A 17,345-nucleotide genomic window follows, 5' to 3' on the forward strand; every position below is an offset into this window, starting at 1 on the left:
TCATGCCGATGTTACTTCACTTTTTCTTTGGCGAGTAATTGAGAAATTACGACCAGAATCAATGATACAACCAGCATGACAGTCGCGAGTGCATTCACCTCAGGTGAGATGCCGACTTTCACCATCGAGTATATTTTCAATGGCAATATTTCATAAGTTGGCCCTGTCACGAATGAGCTGATGATCACATCATCCAATGAAAGGGTAAAGCTCAATAGCCAACCTGCCGCAACCGCAGGTTTTGCGAGTGGAAGAATAATCTGTTTTAAGATCACCCATTCACTTGCACCTAAATCTTTCGCTGCTTCCAGCATCTTCACGTCAAAGCCATTCAAGCGACTGTAAACCGTGACAACCACAAAAGGTAAACAGAAGGTGATATGCGCAATCAACAATGTAAAGAAACCAAGCTGCGCGCCGATGACTAGAAACAGTGCAAGTAACGATATCGCCATTACAATGTCGGGTGACATCATCACCACGAAAAGCATGCCGTTTACAGCGCCTTTTCCTTTAAATGTATAGCGAAATAGGGCAACAGCAGTAAAGCTACCAATAATTGTCGCAGCTGTTGCTGAAAATACGGCCACATTTAACGAGTGCCACGCTGCTTGCATTAGGCTGTCGTTGTTTATTAACGTTTCGTACCACTTAGTGGTAAATCCACCCCATTTCATTCCAAATTTATTGGCGTTGAATGAGTTTACGATCAATACGACGATAGGAAGGTACAAAAATGCGTACACCAACGCCATAAAGCTAAATCTAACTGTACGTCCCATTAGTCTAGCTCCACTTTCTTATTCAACAATTTTCCTGCTCTATAGTAGGCGTAGAGCATGATGGCCATCGCGATAGTTAGGGCAATACTGGTCGCCGCGCCAAATGGCCAATCACGCGCATTCAGCACTTGGCTCTTAATCACGTTACCAATCAGTAGGTTTTTCGCACCACCAAGCAAGTCGGCAATGTAGAACATTCCCAAAGCAGGCAGTAGAACAAGCAGACAACCACCGATAATGCCTGGCATGGTCAAGGGCAACGTCACTTTGGTAAAGATTTGTAGCTTGTTCGCGCCCAGATCTTTCGCTGCTTCTACATAGGTATCATCAAGTTTTTCAATTGCCGAATACAAAGGAAGAATCATAAAAGGCAATAGAATGTAGACAAGCCCGATCATTACCGCTGTTTCGGAGTACATTAAGCGAATCGGCTTATCGATGATTTCCATCGCCATCAGCGATTTGTTGAGAATGCCTTGTGTACCTAACACGATTTTTAGCCCGTATGTGCGAATCAGAGAGTTAGTCCAAAAGGGGACTATCACCAAAAACAGCATAATTGGTCGCCATTTCTCAGGCATTTTCGCAACGATGTATGCAAACGGGTAACCAATAATCAAACACAAAATGGTCGCGACGATCGCCATATAGAAAGAGTGCAGCATCACCTTTGCATACAATGGGTCGATCAAGCGTAAATAGTTATCAAATGTGAAAGTCAGCTCAATCAGGTTAGCTTCATCACGAGTAAGAAAACTGGTGCCAATGATCATCAGGTTCGGCACAAGCACAAACAGCGTTAGCCAACCTACAACCAGCGTGATGATCGCGTTCTGGAGGTTAAACTTCTTGCTGATCATTGAGTACTACCTCCCAGCTTTCCACCCAAGTAACTGCAACCTTCTGGCCAAGAGAGTGGTCAACATCAGGATCATCTTCGTTAAAAAACTCACTTACCATTACGCGCATGCCTGACTCAAGTTCAATAACCGAATCTAACGTCATGCCTTTATAAGTACGTTCTGTAACGTGGCCGACGATGCCTTTTTTCTCGGACTCTTTGATTTCTTCGATACGGAGATCTTCTGGGCGAAGCAACACTTGTAACTTGTCACCCTGTTGAGCATCTTTATCGTAATAAACCGCGCACTCAACACCTTCAATCTCGGCACGGATGCGTTTTTCATCCACACGTTCGATCATCGTTGCATTGAAAACATTAATCTCACCGATAAAGCGAGCCACGAAGAGGTTTTTGGGATCTTCGTAAATTTCACGAGGAGAGCCGTCTTGTTCAATAACGCCATCACGCATAACAATGATGCGGTCAGACATAGACAACGCTTCTTCCTGGTCATGTGTAACGAAAATAAACGTAATACCAAGCTGACGTTGCAACTGCTTCAGTTCAATCTGCATTTGTTTACGTAATTTGTAATCCAGAGCAGAGAGAGACTCATCAAGCAGCAATACTTTGGGTTTGTTCACTACAGCACGCGCAATAGCAATACGCTGCTGTTGGCCACCAGACAGTTGATGCGGTTTGCGTTGTGCCATATTTTCTAAGCGCACCATGCGTAATGCTTCCAAAACACGCGGTTCAATTTCGCTAGACGGAACCTTTTGCATACGTAGACCAAACGCCACATTGTCAAATACTGTCATATGAGGGAATAACGCGTAACTTTGGAAAACAGTGTTAACATGCCTTTGCTCAGCAGGAGTTTGCGTTACATCTTGGCCATCAAGAATAATGTCACCCTTGTCGGCAGATTCAAAACCAGCAATCATTCTTAAAACGGTCGTTTTACCACAGCCTGAAGGACCAAGAATTGTCAGAAACTCACCGTGGTTCACATCAAGGTTTAGATTAGAGATGATTTCCTTACCATCAAAACTTTTGCTGATCCCAGTTAGACGAATAACTGGTTGTCCTGCGTGTTGTTTAGCGTTCAACGTCTGTTTTTCTCCCACATCGGCCAATGACTGGTAAATTGACCTGTAGTTATACAAAATAGAGGCGCGCATCATAATCACCAATATAGTGAATTCAAAGTATTTTCTTATCTTGAAACAGAAAAAATTTTGCAGGTAAAAGTAAACATTTCTTACCATACTCAGACTACGAATGTTGTAAGGTAGAACGCTGCGTAAATTTTACATTTTAATCAAGAATCTAGGCTTTGTTTTGCGTGTTTTTTGTTCGGTTGTCAATCATCTAAGTTAGAAAGCGAGCGATTGATTGAGATCCGATTTTAGACTGGGAAACGTTTAAGTATAATGTCACGTAGTTACAACATACTGTTAATTAATAAACTCGCTTAGTGCTATCACTGAGCACGGATTTAAAATGAATAATGACATAGAGAAAGACTTTAATTTGGGCGGAAGCATTGAACGTGCACTGTCTGGCGATTATGAGCTAAAAGTAGGAGAGGTGCTGAAGGAGGCGTGGAATCACACCATCAAGAACTTTCTTTCGTTTTCCCCTGCGATAGTCGCTCTGATCGCGATTCAATTTGCGATTTTCTACATTGCGCTTAAATTACAGATTGGTGACCCACTCGCCATCATTGAAGCCTTTGCCAGCCCTGATGATTTTGATCCTAATATTATTAGCGCGATTATGATTGCAAACTTCAGTTATGAGGTGGTAAGCGCGCCGATTTACGCAGGGATTAGTTTAATGGCGATGAGCCATGCTGCGGGGTTAGCCACAAAATCTCGTCATATCACAAAAGGGCTACAGTTTACGATTCCTGTAATTCTTGCCACGCTATTCAGCTTGTTACTGCAAGGCATCGCGGGGATGATTTTGCCTTTCCTATCACTTTACTTATCGCTTGCGTTCAGCAACTCAATTCTGTTGATTTGTGAGAAGAAAGTGCCACCTATGCAGTCTTTACTTCTGTCACTTAGGGCTGTGAACAAAAAGATATTCGCAATTGCAGGTATTTATGCGCTGGTTTCTTTAATGTTCGTCGTGGGTATGATGTTCTATGGTTTAGGGCTTATTTTTGTTTTGCCATTTTTCTTCCATGTAAAAGGCGTTATCTACCGAAATATGTTTGGAATCAAGCTAAGAATTATCGCATCTGACCGACCTAAAGGTGGAGACGACAATGACAACGATTCACAAGTGTTCAATGCTTAAAAGTGAATTTGTCACGCTCGTTATAGCTGGCGTTATCGCCAGCTTTGCTTTTTATGAATATGAACAAAAGCAAACAGAGCAAAGTACGACAAGCCAGCATCAGTCTGATCATACTATCCAAGCAGAAAGAGTCGGGAAAGCACCTGACTTTGCCAACATTCAAAATACCAAACAAAAGAAACAAGCGTTCTTTGAGTTCTTAAAGCCAGGTATTGCACTAGAAAACCAACGTATTGAGAAAGAACGTAAGCGTTTAGAAAAAATTGCGTCGGCATTTAAAGAAGGTTCGGTGACCAGCGAGCAGCTTAGCTATGCGCAACGTCTTAGCAAATTGTACAACGTAGAAATGTCCCTCAATGGGATTGATCAAGAGTGGTTAAATACCATGTTGCATCGTGTGGATGTATTGCCTGCAGCTTTGGTGCTGGTTCAGGCTGCCAACGAATCGGCATGGGGAACATCGCGATTTGCAACCCAAGCGAACAACTACTTTGGCCAGTGGTGTTATTCCAAAGGGTGTGGTTTGGTCCCACTAAAACGTAAAGATGGAATGTCACACGAGGTGGCCAAGTTTAACTCGGTTCAGCAATCAATTTATGGCTACTTTATGAATGTGAATCGAAACAATGCATATCAAGCGCTGCGAGAGATTCGCTACCAGAGACACTTGAGCGGAAAAAGCCTGACTGATACCGATGCCGCCATCGCGCTCACGGAAGGTTTAACCAAATACTCTGAGCGCGGTGAGGCGTATGTCAACGATTTAAAAGCCATGATCCGCCATAATCGAGCCTTCTGGGAACAGCCATCAACTCAACAATAAGATTATAAATTCAATGAAGAAATTACCGTTAGCCCTATTAACAGCCACATTAGCGACAACGGCAGCGATGCCTTCTTTCGCTCAAGAATACATGTTCACCTACAGCAAGCTTTTTACCCATATGAAGCAAAACTCGAAAGAAGGGCATGATGATGTAAAAATCGGGTTCTTTTTTGTCGATGCTGCCACTAAGCAACTGTGCCCAATTGATAAAGCGTGGATGGAAAAAGAAGAGCATTATGAAGAGTTAAACTCTTCGGATTACAACGAGCTTATTGTTCCTCTTGATAATAATTTGCGTCAGGCAAACCCATTGGTATTTGTGCAGACACCACAAGATCGCCGTTGTGACTTTTCTATGGTTGTGATGACTAAAGAACCTTTCAAAGGAGAGGTGAGCTACCAGGATGTTGAAAAGTTGATGCCGCAAATGCAGGCGATGCTTGAAGATCTAGGTGGTATGTTTGCAAGCTGGTTTACCCCGGATGTAGAGGGCGTCACTATGGAGTTTGCTGACAATCTCAATTCGACTATCCATTTCTCTAACGGCGATGTTAAAAAGATCGTGGATGGTAAAGTCCAGGTATCTCTTGCTGAAATTGGCCAAGGTGGTTACATGAGATTGCCACAAGAAACCGCTCGAGTTTTACCTTACTTACCTAAAGCCAACTAAACCACGAACAAAAGAAAGGGTCGCAATGGCGACCCTTTTAGCTATTAGTCAGCTTATTTAGATATTGGTGACATTCAGCTGAAGGCTTGGGTCAAATTCTTGCACCAATTCTTCATCTTGCACATCCTGCTTCGGCATCTCTTCTTTATCAAAGCCGATATCACCGCCATTAATCACGCCTGAATCTTTGTTAATTGACTTAAAGTCAAACAGTTCGAAGTCAGCAAGGTGGCTAGGTACGACATTTTGCATTGCACGGAACATTGTCTCAATACGACCAGGGAAGCGCTTATCCCAATCGTTTAGCATTTGCTTAATATTTTGACGTTGCAAGTTAGGTTGTGAACCACATAGGTTACAAGGGATGATAGGGTACTCACGCATTTCAGAGTACTTGATGATGTCTTTCTCACGGCAGTATGCCAGTGGGCGAATCACCACGTGCTCACCATTGTCAGAGACAAGTTTAGGTGGCATGCCTTTCATTTTTCCTCCGTGGAACATGTTCAGGAATAGTGTTTCCAGAATGTCGTCACGGTGGTGGCCTAACGCGATCTTAGTTGCGCCTAGTTCTTTCGCTGTACGGTACAAAATACCACGACGTAAGCGAGAACATAGCGAACATGTTGTTTTACCCTCAGGAACCTTATCTAGAACGATAGAGTAGGTGTCTTCTTCTACAACTTTGTACTCAACGCCCAGTGTTTCTAAGTACTCTGGCAAAATGTGCTCAGGGAAACCTGGCTGTTTTTGGTCAAGATTCACAGCGACAAGTGAGAAAGAGATTGGGGCACTCTTTTGCAAACTCATTAGGATATCAAGCATAGTGAAGCTATCTTTACCGCCAGACAGGCACACCATGATACGATCACCATCTTCAATCATATTGAAGTCTTGGATAGCTTGGCCCGTGTTACGACGGATACGTTTTTGTAGCTTATTAAAGTTATATTGTTGAGCTTTTGTACGCTCTTGAGTTTGCTCTGTCATCAGCTTGCTGTCTTAATCAATCTTCAACACAAAATGAAGTGCGTATGATACGGATAAATATCACAGATACCAGACCTAATCGGCACAGAGCATAAAAAAATCCCCTCTGCAAAGCAGAAGGGATTGATGAAAAGAGTGAAACCTTGAGTCGAACTAGATAGCCGTTTTTGGATCAAGCGGGCTGATATAACCTTTTGGTTTTAAAGCTAGAACATCACAGTTGATCTTGTCGATAACATGCTCAGCTGTATTACCAATAAAGACGGCTGACAGTCCTGTTCGGCCTGTAGTACCAATGATCACCATCGCGGCGTTAACCCGTTCAGCTACTTCAGGAATGATATCTTCTGGTAAGCCTTGCTCAACGATGGTCTGCTCATCATCGTACCCATGCTTTTGGCGCAACGCTTTCATTGCGGTAAGGTGATGTCCGCGTACTGCGTCTGTGTACGTGGCAGGGTCAAACTCTGGCAACTCAATGGTAATATTAGCAGGCGTAACTGGGTAGGCGTTCACTAAGTATGGCTCAGCCCCCAAACGCTCAGTTAAGCTTTTTAGCTGCTCAACCATGCTGTCATTGAGGCCAAGGTGAGTTTCGTTTTCAGAACCAACGTGTACTGAGGCAATAATGCTTGAGTTTTCTGGCCATTCCGCGTTCTTAACAAGCAGCACCGGACAAGGACATTTACGCAACAAGTGCCAGTCAGTCGGGGTAAAGATCACTGATTCTAATACGTCATGTTTACGAGTTCCCTTGATAAGAATGTCATGCTCGCCAGAGAAGACCTCTGCAATAATCGCTTCATAAGGGCGGTTGTGCCAAACCACACGCACTTCAAAGTTTACACCTTCCACAAGGTAATCGGATGCGACTTTATGCATCCACTTTTCCCTCTGTCCAATCACGCCACGACGCATGGCATCACGCTCATCAACAGAGAGCATAGAGGTCATATCGTAAGAAAAGTCGTAAATAGAAAGAAAGAAAGTCACTTTACTTGGGGAACGGCTTTGCGCAGCAAGCTGCATTGCACGGGCTAAAGCAGGCTGCTCGTCTTTATTAATGTCAGCAACAACTAGGATTTTATTATAGATGCTCATATTTACTCCTTAAACATGAGGAGGCACATATAAACATGAGGAGGCACATATGATCACTGTAGCTTAGTTCAGGGAAGAGTTTTAGGAAAAAGTAAAAGGGGATAAGAGAAGTATGATGTAGCTCAATATGAGCTACATCATTGATGTTATTAAGATTCTGAAGAAACGCCAGCCAGTTCCATTAGAGCATCGTGGTCAATAATCGTGATGTACTTACCTTTGACACTCAGAATATCTGCTTTCTGGAATCGACCAAGAAGGCGAGAAATAGTTTCTACGGTCAGACCTAAATAATTACCAATGTCACCACGAGTCATTGTTAGGCGGAATTCTCTAGGGCTAAATCCACGTTGAGAGATACGAGTAGAGAGGTTATATAAAAATGCAGCTAGGCGTTCTTCTGCGTTCTTCTTAGATAGCAAAAGAATCATTTCTTGGTCGCCTTTGATTTCGTTGCTCATCAAACGCATGATCTGCTGGCGTAGTTTAGGCATCTTGCCGGATAGATCATCTAGGGTCTCGTAAGGGATTTCACAAACCATTGCTGTTTCTAATGCTTGCGCGAAACTTGGATGTGTATCACCTGTGATAGCATCAAATCCAACCAAATCTCCAGCTAAGTGGAAAGCTGTGATCTGTTCATCGCCTTGCTCAGTAATCGTGTAGCTCTTAATTGTGCCTGAACGAATAGCGTAAAGAGACTTTAGCTCATCACCCGCTTTAAAGAGTTCTTGCCCTTTTTGGATTGGCTTCTTACGCTCAATGATTTGATCGAGTTGATCTAATTCTGACTCATTAAGAGTAAATGGAATACAAAGCTGACTAATACTGCAGTCTTGGCAATGGATTGCACAACCACCTGATTGGATACGCTTTGTTGCAGGTTTTTCAGAAATCATAACAACCTTTCACTATTTGATATACATCAATATTTTAGCACCCATTAACGCTAAAGGGTAGTGTAAAAAAATACCCGAGTAAGCGGCCTAATAAGTTATTGATAAGATTCTAATTGCGCCATAGCCAGTATACAGTCCGTACAATAACAATGCGCTTGCAACAATGTGACGAAATATGACATTGTTTTGAAGTTTATACAAAGCTCCACTTGAGTGACCAACCAGCAACATCGCTGGTAAAGTGCCCAGCCCGAAAGCCAGCATAACCAGTGCACCGCTGAACGCATCACCAGACACTGCCGACCATGTCAACGTTGAATAGACAAGCCCGCAAGGTAACCAACCCCATATAAAACCAAATGGTAAAGCATGAACAGGGCTTTTTAGTGGTAGCAACGAACGCCCAGCAGGCGAAATAAGTCGCCACAGCATTTGACCTAACTTTTCGATGTAAAGCAAACCGTGCCACCAACGCCCAATATAACAAGCAAGAAGTACCATGAATATCGCTGCTGCGATTCTTAGCCAAACTAGAACATTGTTTAGTTGGCTCACCTCAGAGATGGATGAAACAGCACCACCAACCAGGCCACCAATAAGTGCGTAACTTAACAGGCGACCTAAGTTGTAAAAGAGAGGGGTAAATTTAGAAGGGTTACTTTGGCCCAATGTCAGCATTGAGGCAATACCGCCACACATCCCCATACAGTGGCCAGCGCCGACAAGACCTATGGCAAACGCACCAATCCAGTCAGGTGTCATTTATTGTCGTTCTCTTTCTTCTCATCGTCATCGAACAAAATGTTATGACCTTGTCTTTCTAAGTCTTCAAATTGTTCACTTTTCACCGCCCAAAGGAATATTGCGGCGGCTACACATACTAATACGATCGCAATAGGGATGAGAATATATAAGCTTTCCATCTATTTACCTTGTTCCTTGAGCAAGCGAAGAGAGTTAGATACTACAATAATCGAGCTTGCTGACATACCCACAACTGCAAAATAAGGTGCCACTAAGCCAGCTACAGCAAGTGGAAGAATCAGTAAATTGTACCCTAACGACCAAGCTAAGTTCTCACGAATAATTCTTCGTGTTTGTAGTGCAAGTTGGCGAGCATCTAAAATACGCTCTAAATGATCCCCGAGTAAAACCATATCAGCAGACGCTTTTGCAACGTCTGCACCGCCACCCATGGCAACAGACAAATGTGCACCTGCAAGTGTCGGCGCGTCGTTAATACCATCACCGATCATCATTGTGACATCAGCACTATCAGCATTTTTCAGGTATCCGAGCTTATCTTGTGGTTTCGCATTGGCTACAACTTTATCGATACCAATTTCAGAGGCCACACTGTCAGCATTCATCTGTGAGTCACCGGTTAGAAGTGTCACTTTGATGCCTTCTTTTTGGAAGCGTTCTATGAACGAATTTGCCTCTTTACGAATCGGATCTTGATACTTGAAGGTAGCGATATGGACATCGTCTAAAGCAAGATATATAGAGTTTGGCTCTCCACTGTTGGCTTCTCCCAAAACAAAAGGAGCACTACCAATTTTGGTTTGCTTGCCTTGGTAATCCCCCTGAATGCCCGAGCCGATAATATTCTCCACGTCAGAGACAGCGACATTTTGGTCGGTGTAAACTTTAAATGCACGAGCAATAGGGTGGTTGGCATGTGACTCTAAAGCTGCGGCGATAGAGATAGATTGCTCTTTAGAGAATGTCGAGTGCGTCTCTACATTGCTAATCACAATATCCCCATGCGTTAATGTACCTGTCTTATCCACGATTAAGTGGTTAACTTTGCACAATGTTTCAAATACATGACTTTTGCGCAAAAGAATGCCGTAATTGCCCATTCGTGAGGTCGCACAAGTCAGTGCTGTTGGAGTTGCCAAAGAAAGGGCACACGGGCAGGTTGCAACCAGTACGGAGAGCAGTATCCAGAATGCATCGTCAGGACGAGTTTCATGCCAGAAAAACCAAGTGCCAGCCGCGACAATCAAAATGATAGCAACAAAGTAACGTGCTACTACATCTGCAATTTCTGCGATTTTAGGCTTGGATAACTGTGCTTCGTCTTGAAGGCGAACGATATTGGAAATCATAGAGTCTGCTTTAGACGACATCACTTCAAGCTCGAAGGACTCTTCACCGTTCAAGGTACCCGCGTATACGTGGTCATCAACGGTTTTGACTACTGGTACAGACTCTCCTGTCAACATCGACTCATCAATATGTACACGACCGGAAAGGATTTTTCCATCCGCTGGGATGTGCTCTCCTGGAAGCACTCGAATACGGTCTCCAAGAGTGAGCGTTTTCACTGGAACTTGTTCACCATCTAATGTGGTTGCGATTGCTGGGATAAGTTTCAGCAAATTACCACTGGCAGCTGCAGCCTTACGTCGCGCTCGCATCTCAAGAAAACGTCCAACAAGTAGGAAAAAGGCGAACATTGAGATGGACTCAAAAAACACTTCACCTTGCTCTGTAACCGTCGCTACAAGACTCGCACAGTAGGCAAAAATCATGGCGATAGAAACAGGAACATCCATACCCAGCGTTCCACTGCGAATGCTGCGCCAAGCGTTGAGATAGAAAGGCAAAGCAGAGTAGAGCATCACTGGCGTGGCAAAAATTAGACTCACCCAGCGGAAGTAGTTTTTAAATTCGGGTTCAAGATCACCAAACACTTCTAAGTACAGCGCGACTGCCAGCATCATCACTTGCATAGTCGCCAACCCTGCAATACCTAAACGATACAGGTATTGCTTCATTTGTTGGTGGTATGAAGCTTCCTGTTTATCGGCTTCAAAAGGGGCTGCGGTATAACCAAGCTGATGGATAGAAGACAGGAGCTCACTTAGTCGTGTTTTGCTTTTGTCCCATGCGAGAATGGCCCTGTTTGTCGTCGTGTTAACTCGAATCGATAATACACCAGCTTTTTGTGAGACTTGCTTTTCAATCAGCCAAGCACAAGCAGCACATGACACACCATCTAGTGACAGCGTCACTTCGGAGCGTTCGTCAGAGTTACGCACAAACTCTGACTGAACCTCTTCATTATCATAATGAATTAGCGCCTGTAGTTGCTCAGGCACCAAATCTGCTTTCTCTGCAGGTGCTGTCCGATACTGGTAATACGACACTAGACCACTATCGACAATTGTCTGCGCGACCGTTTCACAGCCAGGGCAACACATGTCCCGAACTTCACCGAGGATTTCTACCTTAAAATCCGTGTTGACTGGTACTTCTTCACCGCAGTGATAACACGACTTACACATAAGCTTACGACTAGTTTGTTAATAGGACAGGGGCGGACGATGGGAAAGTAACTCGTCCTTGAACTAACCATTTCTTATCATGAGGAGTGAGCTCAATAAACCAAGGACCCTGTAATTCATGGTCCAGTTCGAAACGGTATACACCTTTAGCGTCAGAGGTGATCATCTGAGAAAAATCGCGATCGGGCAGGGTACGGTGAGCAAACATCGCAGTAATGGCTGGGTAGTGCTCAAGCTGGCCTTTATCAAATTTGATAACAATGCTATTGCCATCAGAAGAAATCGCAGCTCCTAGCTGTAGTTCTTTCGCAACATTGATCTTAGTAATATCAATGTTGATGCCTTTACCTTTTTTATAGTAATCCTCAGTAACAAGTGATACTGAATTCTGAGAGAAAATCACGACTGTGATAACGGTCCATACGACTACAGTAAGTGGCAGGATAATTAGAAACCACGGCCAAAACTGCTTATACCAAGGCTTTACCATAAAAAAGTTCTCAATTTGTAAGATGAAAATTAGGGCTTAACTGTAAAGGAAAGACAGCCCCTTAAAAAGGGGCTGTTATTGAAAAGTTACTTATTGTCAGAGTTGCTTAAACTCCAAACGTAAGATGCAACAAGCTGAACTTTGTCTTCGCCTAGAATATCTTTCCAAGCTGGCATTACACCTGAACGACCGTTCATTACTGTTTCAGTTACTTCCGCGCGCGAGCTACCGAACAACCAATCTTGGTCAGTTAGGTCAGGTGCACCCACTGCTGGGTTACCTTTACCATCTGTACCATGACAAGCTGCACACACAACGAAACGAGCTTTACCAGCCTCGGCTTCACGTGCGTTAACACTACGGCCAGATAGGCTAAGTGTGTAGCTAACAACTTCTTTCACGCCTTGTTCGCCAAGAGCATCTTTCCAAGATGGCATCTGACCAATACGGCCGTGCATAACCGTTGTTACGATCGCTGCTGGTTCACCGCCATACAACCATGCATCGTCAGTCAGGTTAGGGAACCCTTTCTGACCACGAGCATCGGAGCCGTGACACTGTGAACAGTTTTGTAGGAACAAACGTTGGCCTACTTTTACTGCTTCAGAGTCCGCTGCGATTTCAGGGATCGGGCGCAGTTCATTTGAACCATCAACATACGCCAAGCTTTTAAATGCTTCTCCAAAGTATGCTTCAGCATCATCTAGCTCTTTTGCAAACTGGTTAAGCTCTTTGTTGCTTTGCGCAGCGGCAATCGAAGCTTTTGACTCTTCTAAAGTGGTTACTGTTTGGTCAGAACTCGTCCAACCTAGTACACCTTTAAAATTGCCCAGACCAGGGTACAACGTCAGATAAGCCGCAGCGAAAACAAACGTACCAATGAATAGGTAAGTCCACCATTTCGGTAACGGATTATTCAACTCACGAATACCATCGTATTCGTGGCCCATATCTGCACTCTCTTCAACGCCCATTTTATCTTTAAGACACCAAATAAGCAGCGCTGCACAGCCGACAAGAGTGCCGACTGTAATAATGATTATCCAAAGACTCCAAAATGTAGTCATTGCTTAGTCACTCCTTGTTCTTTTTTGGGCGTTTTTTCTTCATCAGCAAAAACAAGGTTTGCAGCTTCGTCAAAGCGAGATTTGCGACTCTTGCCGTAAGCCCACCACACAACACCCAGAAAGCTAACGAACAGAACTATGGTCCAAATACTGTGAATAGTACCGATATCCATAATTTCACCCCCTTTAATTACTTCATTGCGTGACCAAGAGACTGAAGGTAAGCAATGATGGCATCCATCTCTGTTTTACCTTCCACTTCTTTAGCCGCGTTAGCGATTTGTTCATCTTTATACGGAACACCGAACTGGTCGCGGAATAGCTCTAACTTCTTCTGTGTAAGCTTTCCGTCTAGCACATTGTCAGCCAGCCATGGGAAACCAGGCATGTTTGACTCAGGAACTAGTTCACGAGGATCCATTAGGTGAACACGGTGCCACTCGTCAGAGTAACGACCACCAACGCGTGCTAGGTCTGGACCTGTACGCTTAGAGCCCCATAGGAATGGGTGTTCATACACACTTTCACCAGCAACAGAGTAGTGACCGTAACGCTCAGTTTCAGAGCGGAAAGGACGAATCATCTGGCTGTGACATACGTTACAACCTTCACGGGTGTAAATGTCACGACCTTCCATCTCTAGAGCGGTGTATGGGCGTAGATTGTCAACAGCTTCAGTCGTTTGCTTTTGGAAAATCAACGGTGTGATCTCTACCAAAGCACCCAAACTGATGGCGAAAACAATAAGAATCGCGAGTAAACCGACATTGCGTTCAACAATTTCGTGGCGATTGTTAGAATTAGAACTCATTCTTTAAATCTCCTTATGCCGGCTGCTGAATTGCTTTAAGACTAGCTTTTGGCGCTGAAATAGTCTTGTACGTGTTGTATGCCATTAGGAACATACCACTTAGGAAGATGAAACCACCTAGGAAACGTACAAAGTAGAATGGATAAGACGCTTCTACTGACTCAACAAAGCTATAAGTCAATGTACCGTCAGAGTTAACAGCACGCCACATTAGGCCTTGCATTACACCAGAGATCCACATAGCAACGATGTACAGTACCGTACCGATAGTTGCTAGCCAGAAGTGCGCGTTAACTAGTCCAACAGAGAACATACGTTCTTGACCGAACAGACGCGGGATCAAGTGGTATACCGAACCGATTGATACCATTGCAACCCAGCCTAGAGCACCAGAGTGTACGTGCCCGATCGTCCAGTCTGTGTAGTGAGACAGTGCGTTAACTGTCTTAATCGACATCATTGGACCTTCAAACGTAGACATACCGTAGAAAGATAGCGATACGATTAGGAAACGTAGGATAGGGTCATAACGTAGTTTGTGCCATGCACCTGACAGCGTCATGATACCGTTGATCATACCACCCCATGAAGGCGCAAATAGAACAAGCGACATCACCATACCGATCGACTGCGTCCAATCTGGAAGTGCAGTGTAGTGTAGGTGGTGAGGGCCAGCCCAAATGTATAGGGAGATAAGAGCCCAGAAGTGAACGATAGACAGACGGTAAGAGTAAACTGGACGTTCAGCTTGCTTAGGAACGAAGTAGTACATCATACCTAGGAAACCAGCTGTTAGTAGGAAACCTACCGCGTTGTGACCGTACCACCACTGAACCATCGCATCCACTGCACCAGCATAAATCGAGTACGATTTACCCATAGAGACAGGGATAGCCATGCTGTTTACGATATGAAGAACCGCAACAGTAATGATAAAGGCACCGAAGAACCAGTTTGCTACATAAATGTGAGATGTCTTACGTTTCACCAAGGTTCCAAAGAACACGATGGCGTAAGAAACCCAAACAACCGCGATAGCAATATCGATTGGCCATTCAAGTTCAGCATATTCTTTACCAGAGGTGTAACCCAAAGGTAACGTAATTGCTGCTGCTAGGATAACGGCTTGCCAGCCCCAAAAGGTGAAGGCGACAAGAGGGCCACCAAATAGACGAGTTTGACAGGTACGCTGCACAACATAGTAAGACGTTGCGAACAGAGCACTTGTACCAAACGCAAAAATAACCGCATTAGTATGCAGAGGACGTAAGCGACTGTACGTCAACCACGGCGTATCAAAGTTTAGCTGTGGCCAAACTAATTGAGCGGCAATCAAAACACCAACAGCCATGCCGACAATACCCCACAAAATGGTAACAAGGGTAAATTGACGAACGACTGTATAGTTGTAGTTTTGTTCAAGCTGCTTTTCTTGGCTCATTTGCATGCTTCCAATTTCTAATTAACTACACTTTACTTCCAACACGACACATGTCGTAATGCCACCCAAAACTTGAAGAAAACAAAGCCGATTTCAGTCGGTTAAATAATCTTATCGGTTTTTAAAAAAAGTGGCATTTTCAGCCGCCAACTATACTGCATTTAACAAATCAATGACAGAGTAGTAACCTTACACTTGGTCAGGATTTGGCCTTTTATTTTAAAACTTTGAAGTTTGTTACACGGAGAAACACACCTAATGGCAGCCCAGAAACTCACTCGAGGTCGTTTTGTTCAAATAATCATCATGTTAACCTTACTTTTAACAGCGTTTTTTTGGAGAACGGCCAGTTATAATTCTGTTGCGAATATTGACTGTAAGGCAGGAATCGAGTGTGTTTTTGATGCAGGAAACGGCGAATTTTCAGCCCATATAAATGAAAGCTCTCTTTCTATCATTCCACATGACGAAAATTGGAGTTTAGAAGTGTTATCGCCTTATACATCAATTCAGAAAAATGAACAAAATTGGATGATTCATTTCTCTGAATCACAAGACGAAATCACGATAAAACTCACATCGCATGAAGGCGCCACTAAAACACTTAACTTTAGTAAGTAACTAAATGGATTTTAAGACTCATATATCTTTCGAACAAAACGAAAAAATCGCGATTAAAGAGTTGCTAGAAGGTATCGAAACGAAGAATCTTTCGAGCGTAATCTGCTATTTCACGCAAGATTATAGTGCCAAAAAACTCAGTAAAGCGTTTAGAAATTCACTGCCAAATGTCTCCATTCTCGGTTGTTCTACCTCTAAGGGGATCATGACAGAGCGAGGGGTTCATTTTGGTAGAGTGATAGGCATTATCGCGATTTACGATTCGGGCTTAAGTGCATATGGTTCAGGGTTAGTCACATTTTCTGGAGATAAAGTGTCTTCAAAAATGGTCAGAAAAGCCGTTGATGTTGCACTTAAAAAAGCGGGCAGAGAAGGTGAAGTGCCTAGTTTCGCGATTGTACACAGTACTCCTGGATTTGAAGAAACACTCATTCGCTCTATTGATGACGTATTCCAGACACCAATCCCAATTGTAGGTGCCTCTGCTGCAGATAACGGGATCAAAAGGCAATGGTCTATTTTCAATGAAGATAAATCGACCAATAACGGGTTTGCCATTCAATTGCTCTTTCCATCTAAATCACTGGCATCTGGCTTTAGCGCAGGCTATTCACCGACCTCATTAACAGGCATTGTGACAAAAGCCAGTGAAAGGGAGCTACTTGAGATTGATAGTAAACCTGCTCAAGATGTTTATAGGGAGTGGATATGCGAACAAGCCGGCACCACAGTGCCAGAGCACTTAAAGTTTGAATTCGTGACTCAGTTCCCATTAGGGAGGATCGCTGGGACACTTTATGGCCAACCTTATTATAAACTTTCCCATCCAGTTGATGTTAACCCCGATGGCGGTATTCATTTATTCACAAATATTGAAGTAGGCGATCAAGTCACGCTCATGTCTGGTGATAAAAGGGAGCTCATGACACGTCCAGCTAGAGTTATTAAAGAAGCTAAGCGTCAGTCCAATAGTAGTGTCGAAATGTCAGGTGCGGTATGCATTATATGTGCAGGCGCAATGAAATATCTGGGGGATGATATCAACGAAGTGTATCAAATTATAAAACAAGAGATGGGAGACACGCCATTTATCTGTCCTTTCACGTTTGGCGAACAAGGCCGTTTTATTAACGGTGAAAATGGCCATGGTAATTTGATGATTTCGTCCGTTACTTTTTATTCCTCTTGAACGACGCT

At 43.7% G+C, this 17,345-nt stretch carries 19 protein-coding genes; 5 read left to right on the forward strand and 14 right to left on the reverse strand.

The features are described from left to right. Positions 1-11: 11 nt before the first annotated feature. Genes potC through potA form a run of 3 tightly spaced genes read right to left on the reverse strand, consistent with a single transcriptional unit; the run spans position 12 to position 2,756 of the window. Positions 12-782 (reverse strand): spermidine/putrescine ABC transporter permease PotC, encoded by a 771-nt coding sequence (potC, locus tag VNE01S_RS02535; RefSeq protein WP_053395421.1) that lies wholly within the window; start codon positions 780-782, stop codon positions 12-14. Continuing rightward, on the reverse strand, positions 782-1,642 hold the full coding sequence (potB, locus tag VNE01S_RS02540) for a spermidine/putrescine ABC transporter permease PotB (RefSeq protein ID WP_053395420.1): 861 nt from the start codon (positions 1,640-1,642) through the stop codon (positions 782-784). The genes potC and potB overlap by 1 nt, the downstream gene beginning before the upstream one ends. Then, positions 1,623-2,756, reverse strand: a complete 1,134-nt coding sequence (gene potA / locus VNE01S_RS02545; protein ID WP_053395783.1) for a spermidine/putrescine ABC transporter ATP-binding protein PotA — start codon at positions 2,754-2,756, stop codon at positions 1,623-1,625. The genes potB and potA overlap by 20 nt, the downstream gene beginning before the upstream one ends. Before the next feature lie 376 nt (positions 2,757-3,132). Here potA and VNE01S_RS02550 point away from each other — a divergent pair, with 376 nt between their 5' ends. Genes VNE01S_RS02550 through VNE01S_RS02560 form a run of 3 tightly spaced genes read left to right on the forward strand, consistent with a single transcriptional unit; the run spans position 3,133 to position 5,432 of the window. Continuing rightward, complete coding sequence (locus tag VNE01S_RS02550; RefSeq protein WP_053395419.1) at positions 3,133-3,936, forward strand: DUF2189 domain-containing protein; 804 nt, start codon at positions 3,133-3,135, stop codon at positions 3,934-3,936. After that, entirely contained in the window at positions 3,905-4,759 is an 855-nt protein-coding gene (locus tag VNE01S_RS02555; RefSeq protein ID WP_245649861.1) for a glucosaminidase domain-containing protein, read from the forward strand. Before VNE01S_RS02550 ends, VNE01S_RS02555 begins: the two co-directional genes overlap by 32 nt. Positions 4,760-4,772: 13 nt before the next feature. Then, on the forward strand, positions 4,773-5,432 hold the full coding sequence (locus VNE01S_RS02560; RefSeq protein ID WP_053395417.1) for a DUF2987 domain-containing protein: 660 nt from the start codon (positions 4,773-4,775) through the stop codon (positions 5,430-5,432). A gap of 57 nt (positions 5,433-5,489) precedes the next feature. Here VNE01S_RS02560 and ttcA read toward each other — a convergent pair whose 3' ends face one another. The 11 genes from ttcA to ccoN all read right to left on the reverse strand — a co-directional run bounded on the left by ttcA (position 5,490) and on the right by ccoN (position 15,527). Further along, a complete protein-coding gene (ttcA, locus tag VNE01S_RS02565; RefSeq protein ID WP_053395416.1) occupies positions 5,490-6,422 on the reverse strand; it encodes a tRNA 2-thiocytidine(32) synthetase TtcA in 933 nt (310 codons plus the stop codon). 153 nt (positions 6,423-6,575) lie between these two features. Further along, complete coding sequence (gene uspE / locus VNE01S_RS02570; protein ID WP_053395415.1) at positions 6,576-7,523, reverse strand: universal stress protein UspE; 948 nt, start codon at positions 7,521-7,523, stop codon at positions 6,576-6,578. A gap of 149 nt (positions 7,524-7,672) precedes the next feature. Further along, on the reverse strand, positions 7,673-8,422 hold the full coding sequence (gene fnr, locus VNE01S_RS02575; RefSeq protein ID WP_053395414.1) for a fumarate/nitrate reduction transcriptional regulator Fnr: 750 nt from the start codon (positions 8,420-8,422) through the stop codon (positions 7,673-7,675). 87 nt (positions 8,423-8,509) lie between these two features. Then, positions 8,510-9,184 carry a sulfite exporter TauE/SafE family protein gene (locus VNE01S_RS02580; protein ID WP_053395413.1) on the reverse strand — a complete coding sequence of 225 codons (675 nt, stop codon included), beginning with the start codon at positions 9,182-9,184 and terminating at the stop codon, positions 8,510-8,512. Then, a complete protein-coding gene (gene ccoS, locus VNE01S_RS02585) occupies positions 9,181-9,345 on the reverse strand; it encodes a cbb3-type cytochrome oxidase assembly protein CcoS (RefSeq protein WP_053395412.1) in 165 nt (54 codons plus the stop codon). The genes VNE01S_RS02580 and ccoS overlap by 4 nt, the downstream gene beginning before the upstream one ends. Then, complete coding sequence (locus VNE01S_RS02590; protein ID WP_053395411.1) at positions 9,346-11,718, reverse strand: heavy metal translocating P-type ATPase; 2,373 nt, start codon at positions 11,716-11,718, stop codon at positions 9,346-9,348. It lies immediately after the preceding gene. Between the two features lie 10 nt (positions 11,719-11,728). After that, a complete protein-coding gene (locus VNE01S_RS02595; protein WP_053395410.1) occupies positions 11,729-12,208 on the reverse strand; it encodes a FixH family protein in 480 nt (159 codons plus the stop codon). 86 nt (positions 12,209-12,294) lie between these two features. Then, entirely contained in the window at positions 12,295-13,275 is a 981-nt protein-coding gene (gene ccoP / locus VNE01S_RS02600; RefSeq protein ID WP_053395409.1) for a cytochrome-c oxidase, cbb3-type subunit III, read from the reverse strand. Further along, complete coding sequence (locus tag VNE01S_RS02605; RefSeq protein ID WP_053395408.1) at positions 13,272-13,448, reverse strand: CcoQ/FixQ family Cbb3-type cytochrome c oxidase assembly chaperone; 177 nt, start codon at positions 13,446-13,448, stop codon at positions 13,272-13,274. The genes ccoP and VNE01S_RS02605 overlap by 4 nt, the downstream gene beginning before the upstream one ends. 17 nt (positions 13,449-13,465) lie before the next feature. Beyond that, positions 13,466-14,086, reverse strand: coding sequence for a cytochrome-c oxidase, cbb3-type subunit II (ccoO, locus tag VNE01S_RS02610; RefSeq protein WP_053395407.1), 621 nt, complete (start codon positions 14,084-14,086; stop codon positions 13,466-13,468). 13 nt (positions 14,087-14,099) lie between these two features. After that, positions 14,100-15,527 carry a cytochrome-c oxidase, cbb3-type subunit I gene (gene ccoN / locus VNE01S_RS02615; RefSeq protein WP_053395406.1) on the reverse strand — a complete coding sequence of 476 codons (1,428 nt, stop codon included), beginning with the start codon at positions 15,525-15,527 and terminating at the stop codon, positions 14,100-14,102. Positions 15,528-15,785: 258 nt separating this feature from the next. On the opposite strand from ccoN, the gene VNE01S_RS02620 reads away from it, so the two are divergent. Together VNE01S_RS02620 and VNE01S_RS02625 are read left to right on the forward strand one after the other, a co-directional pair. Next, on the forward strand, positions 15,786-16,148 hold the full coding sequence (locus VNE01S_RS02620; protein WP_053395405.1) for a hypothetical protein: 363 nt from the start codon (positions 15,786-15,788) through the stop codon (positions 16,146-16,148). Positions 16,149-16,152: 4 nt separating this feature from the next. Further along, positions 16,153-17,337, forward strand: a complete 1,185-nt coding sequence (locus VNE01S_RS02625) for an FIST signal transduction protein (protein WP_082331674.1) — start codon at positions 16,153-16,155, stop codon at positions 17,335-17,337. Positions 17,338-17,345 lie beyond the last annotated feature (8 nt).

This window comes from Vibrio nereis NBRC 15637 (assembly GCF_001591105.1).
Lineage (GTDB): Bacteria > Pseudomonadota > Gammaproteobacteria > Enterobacterales > Vibrionaceae > Vibrio > Vibrio nereis.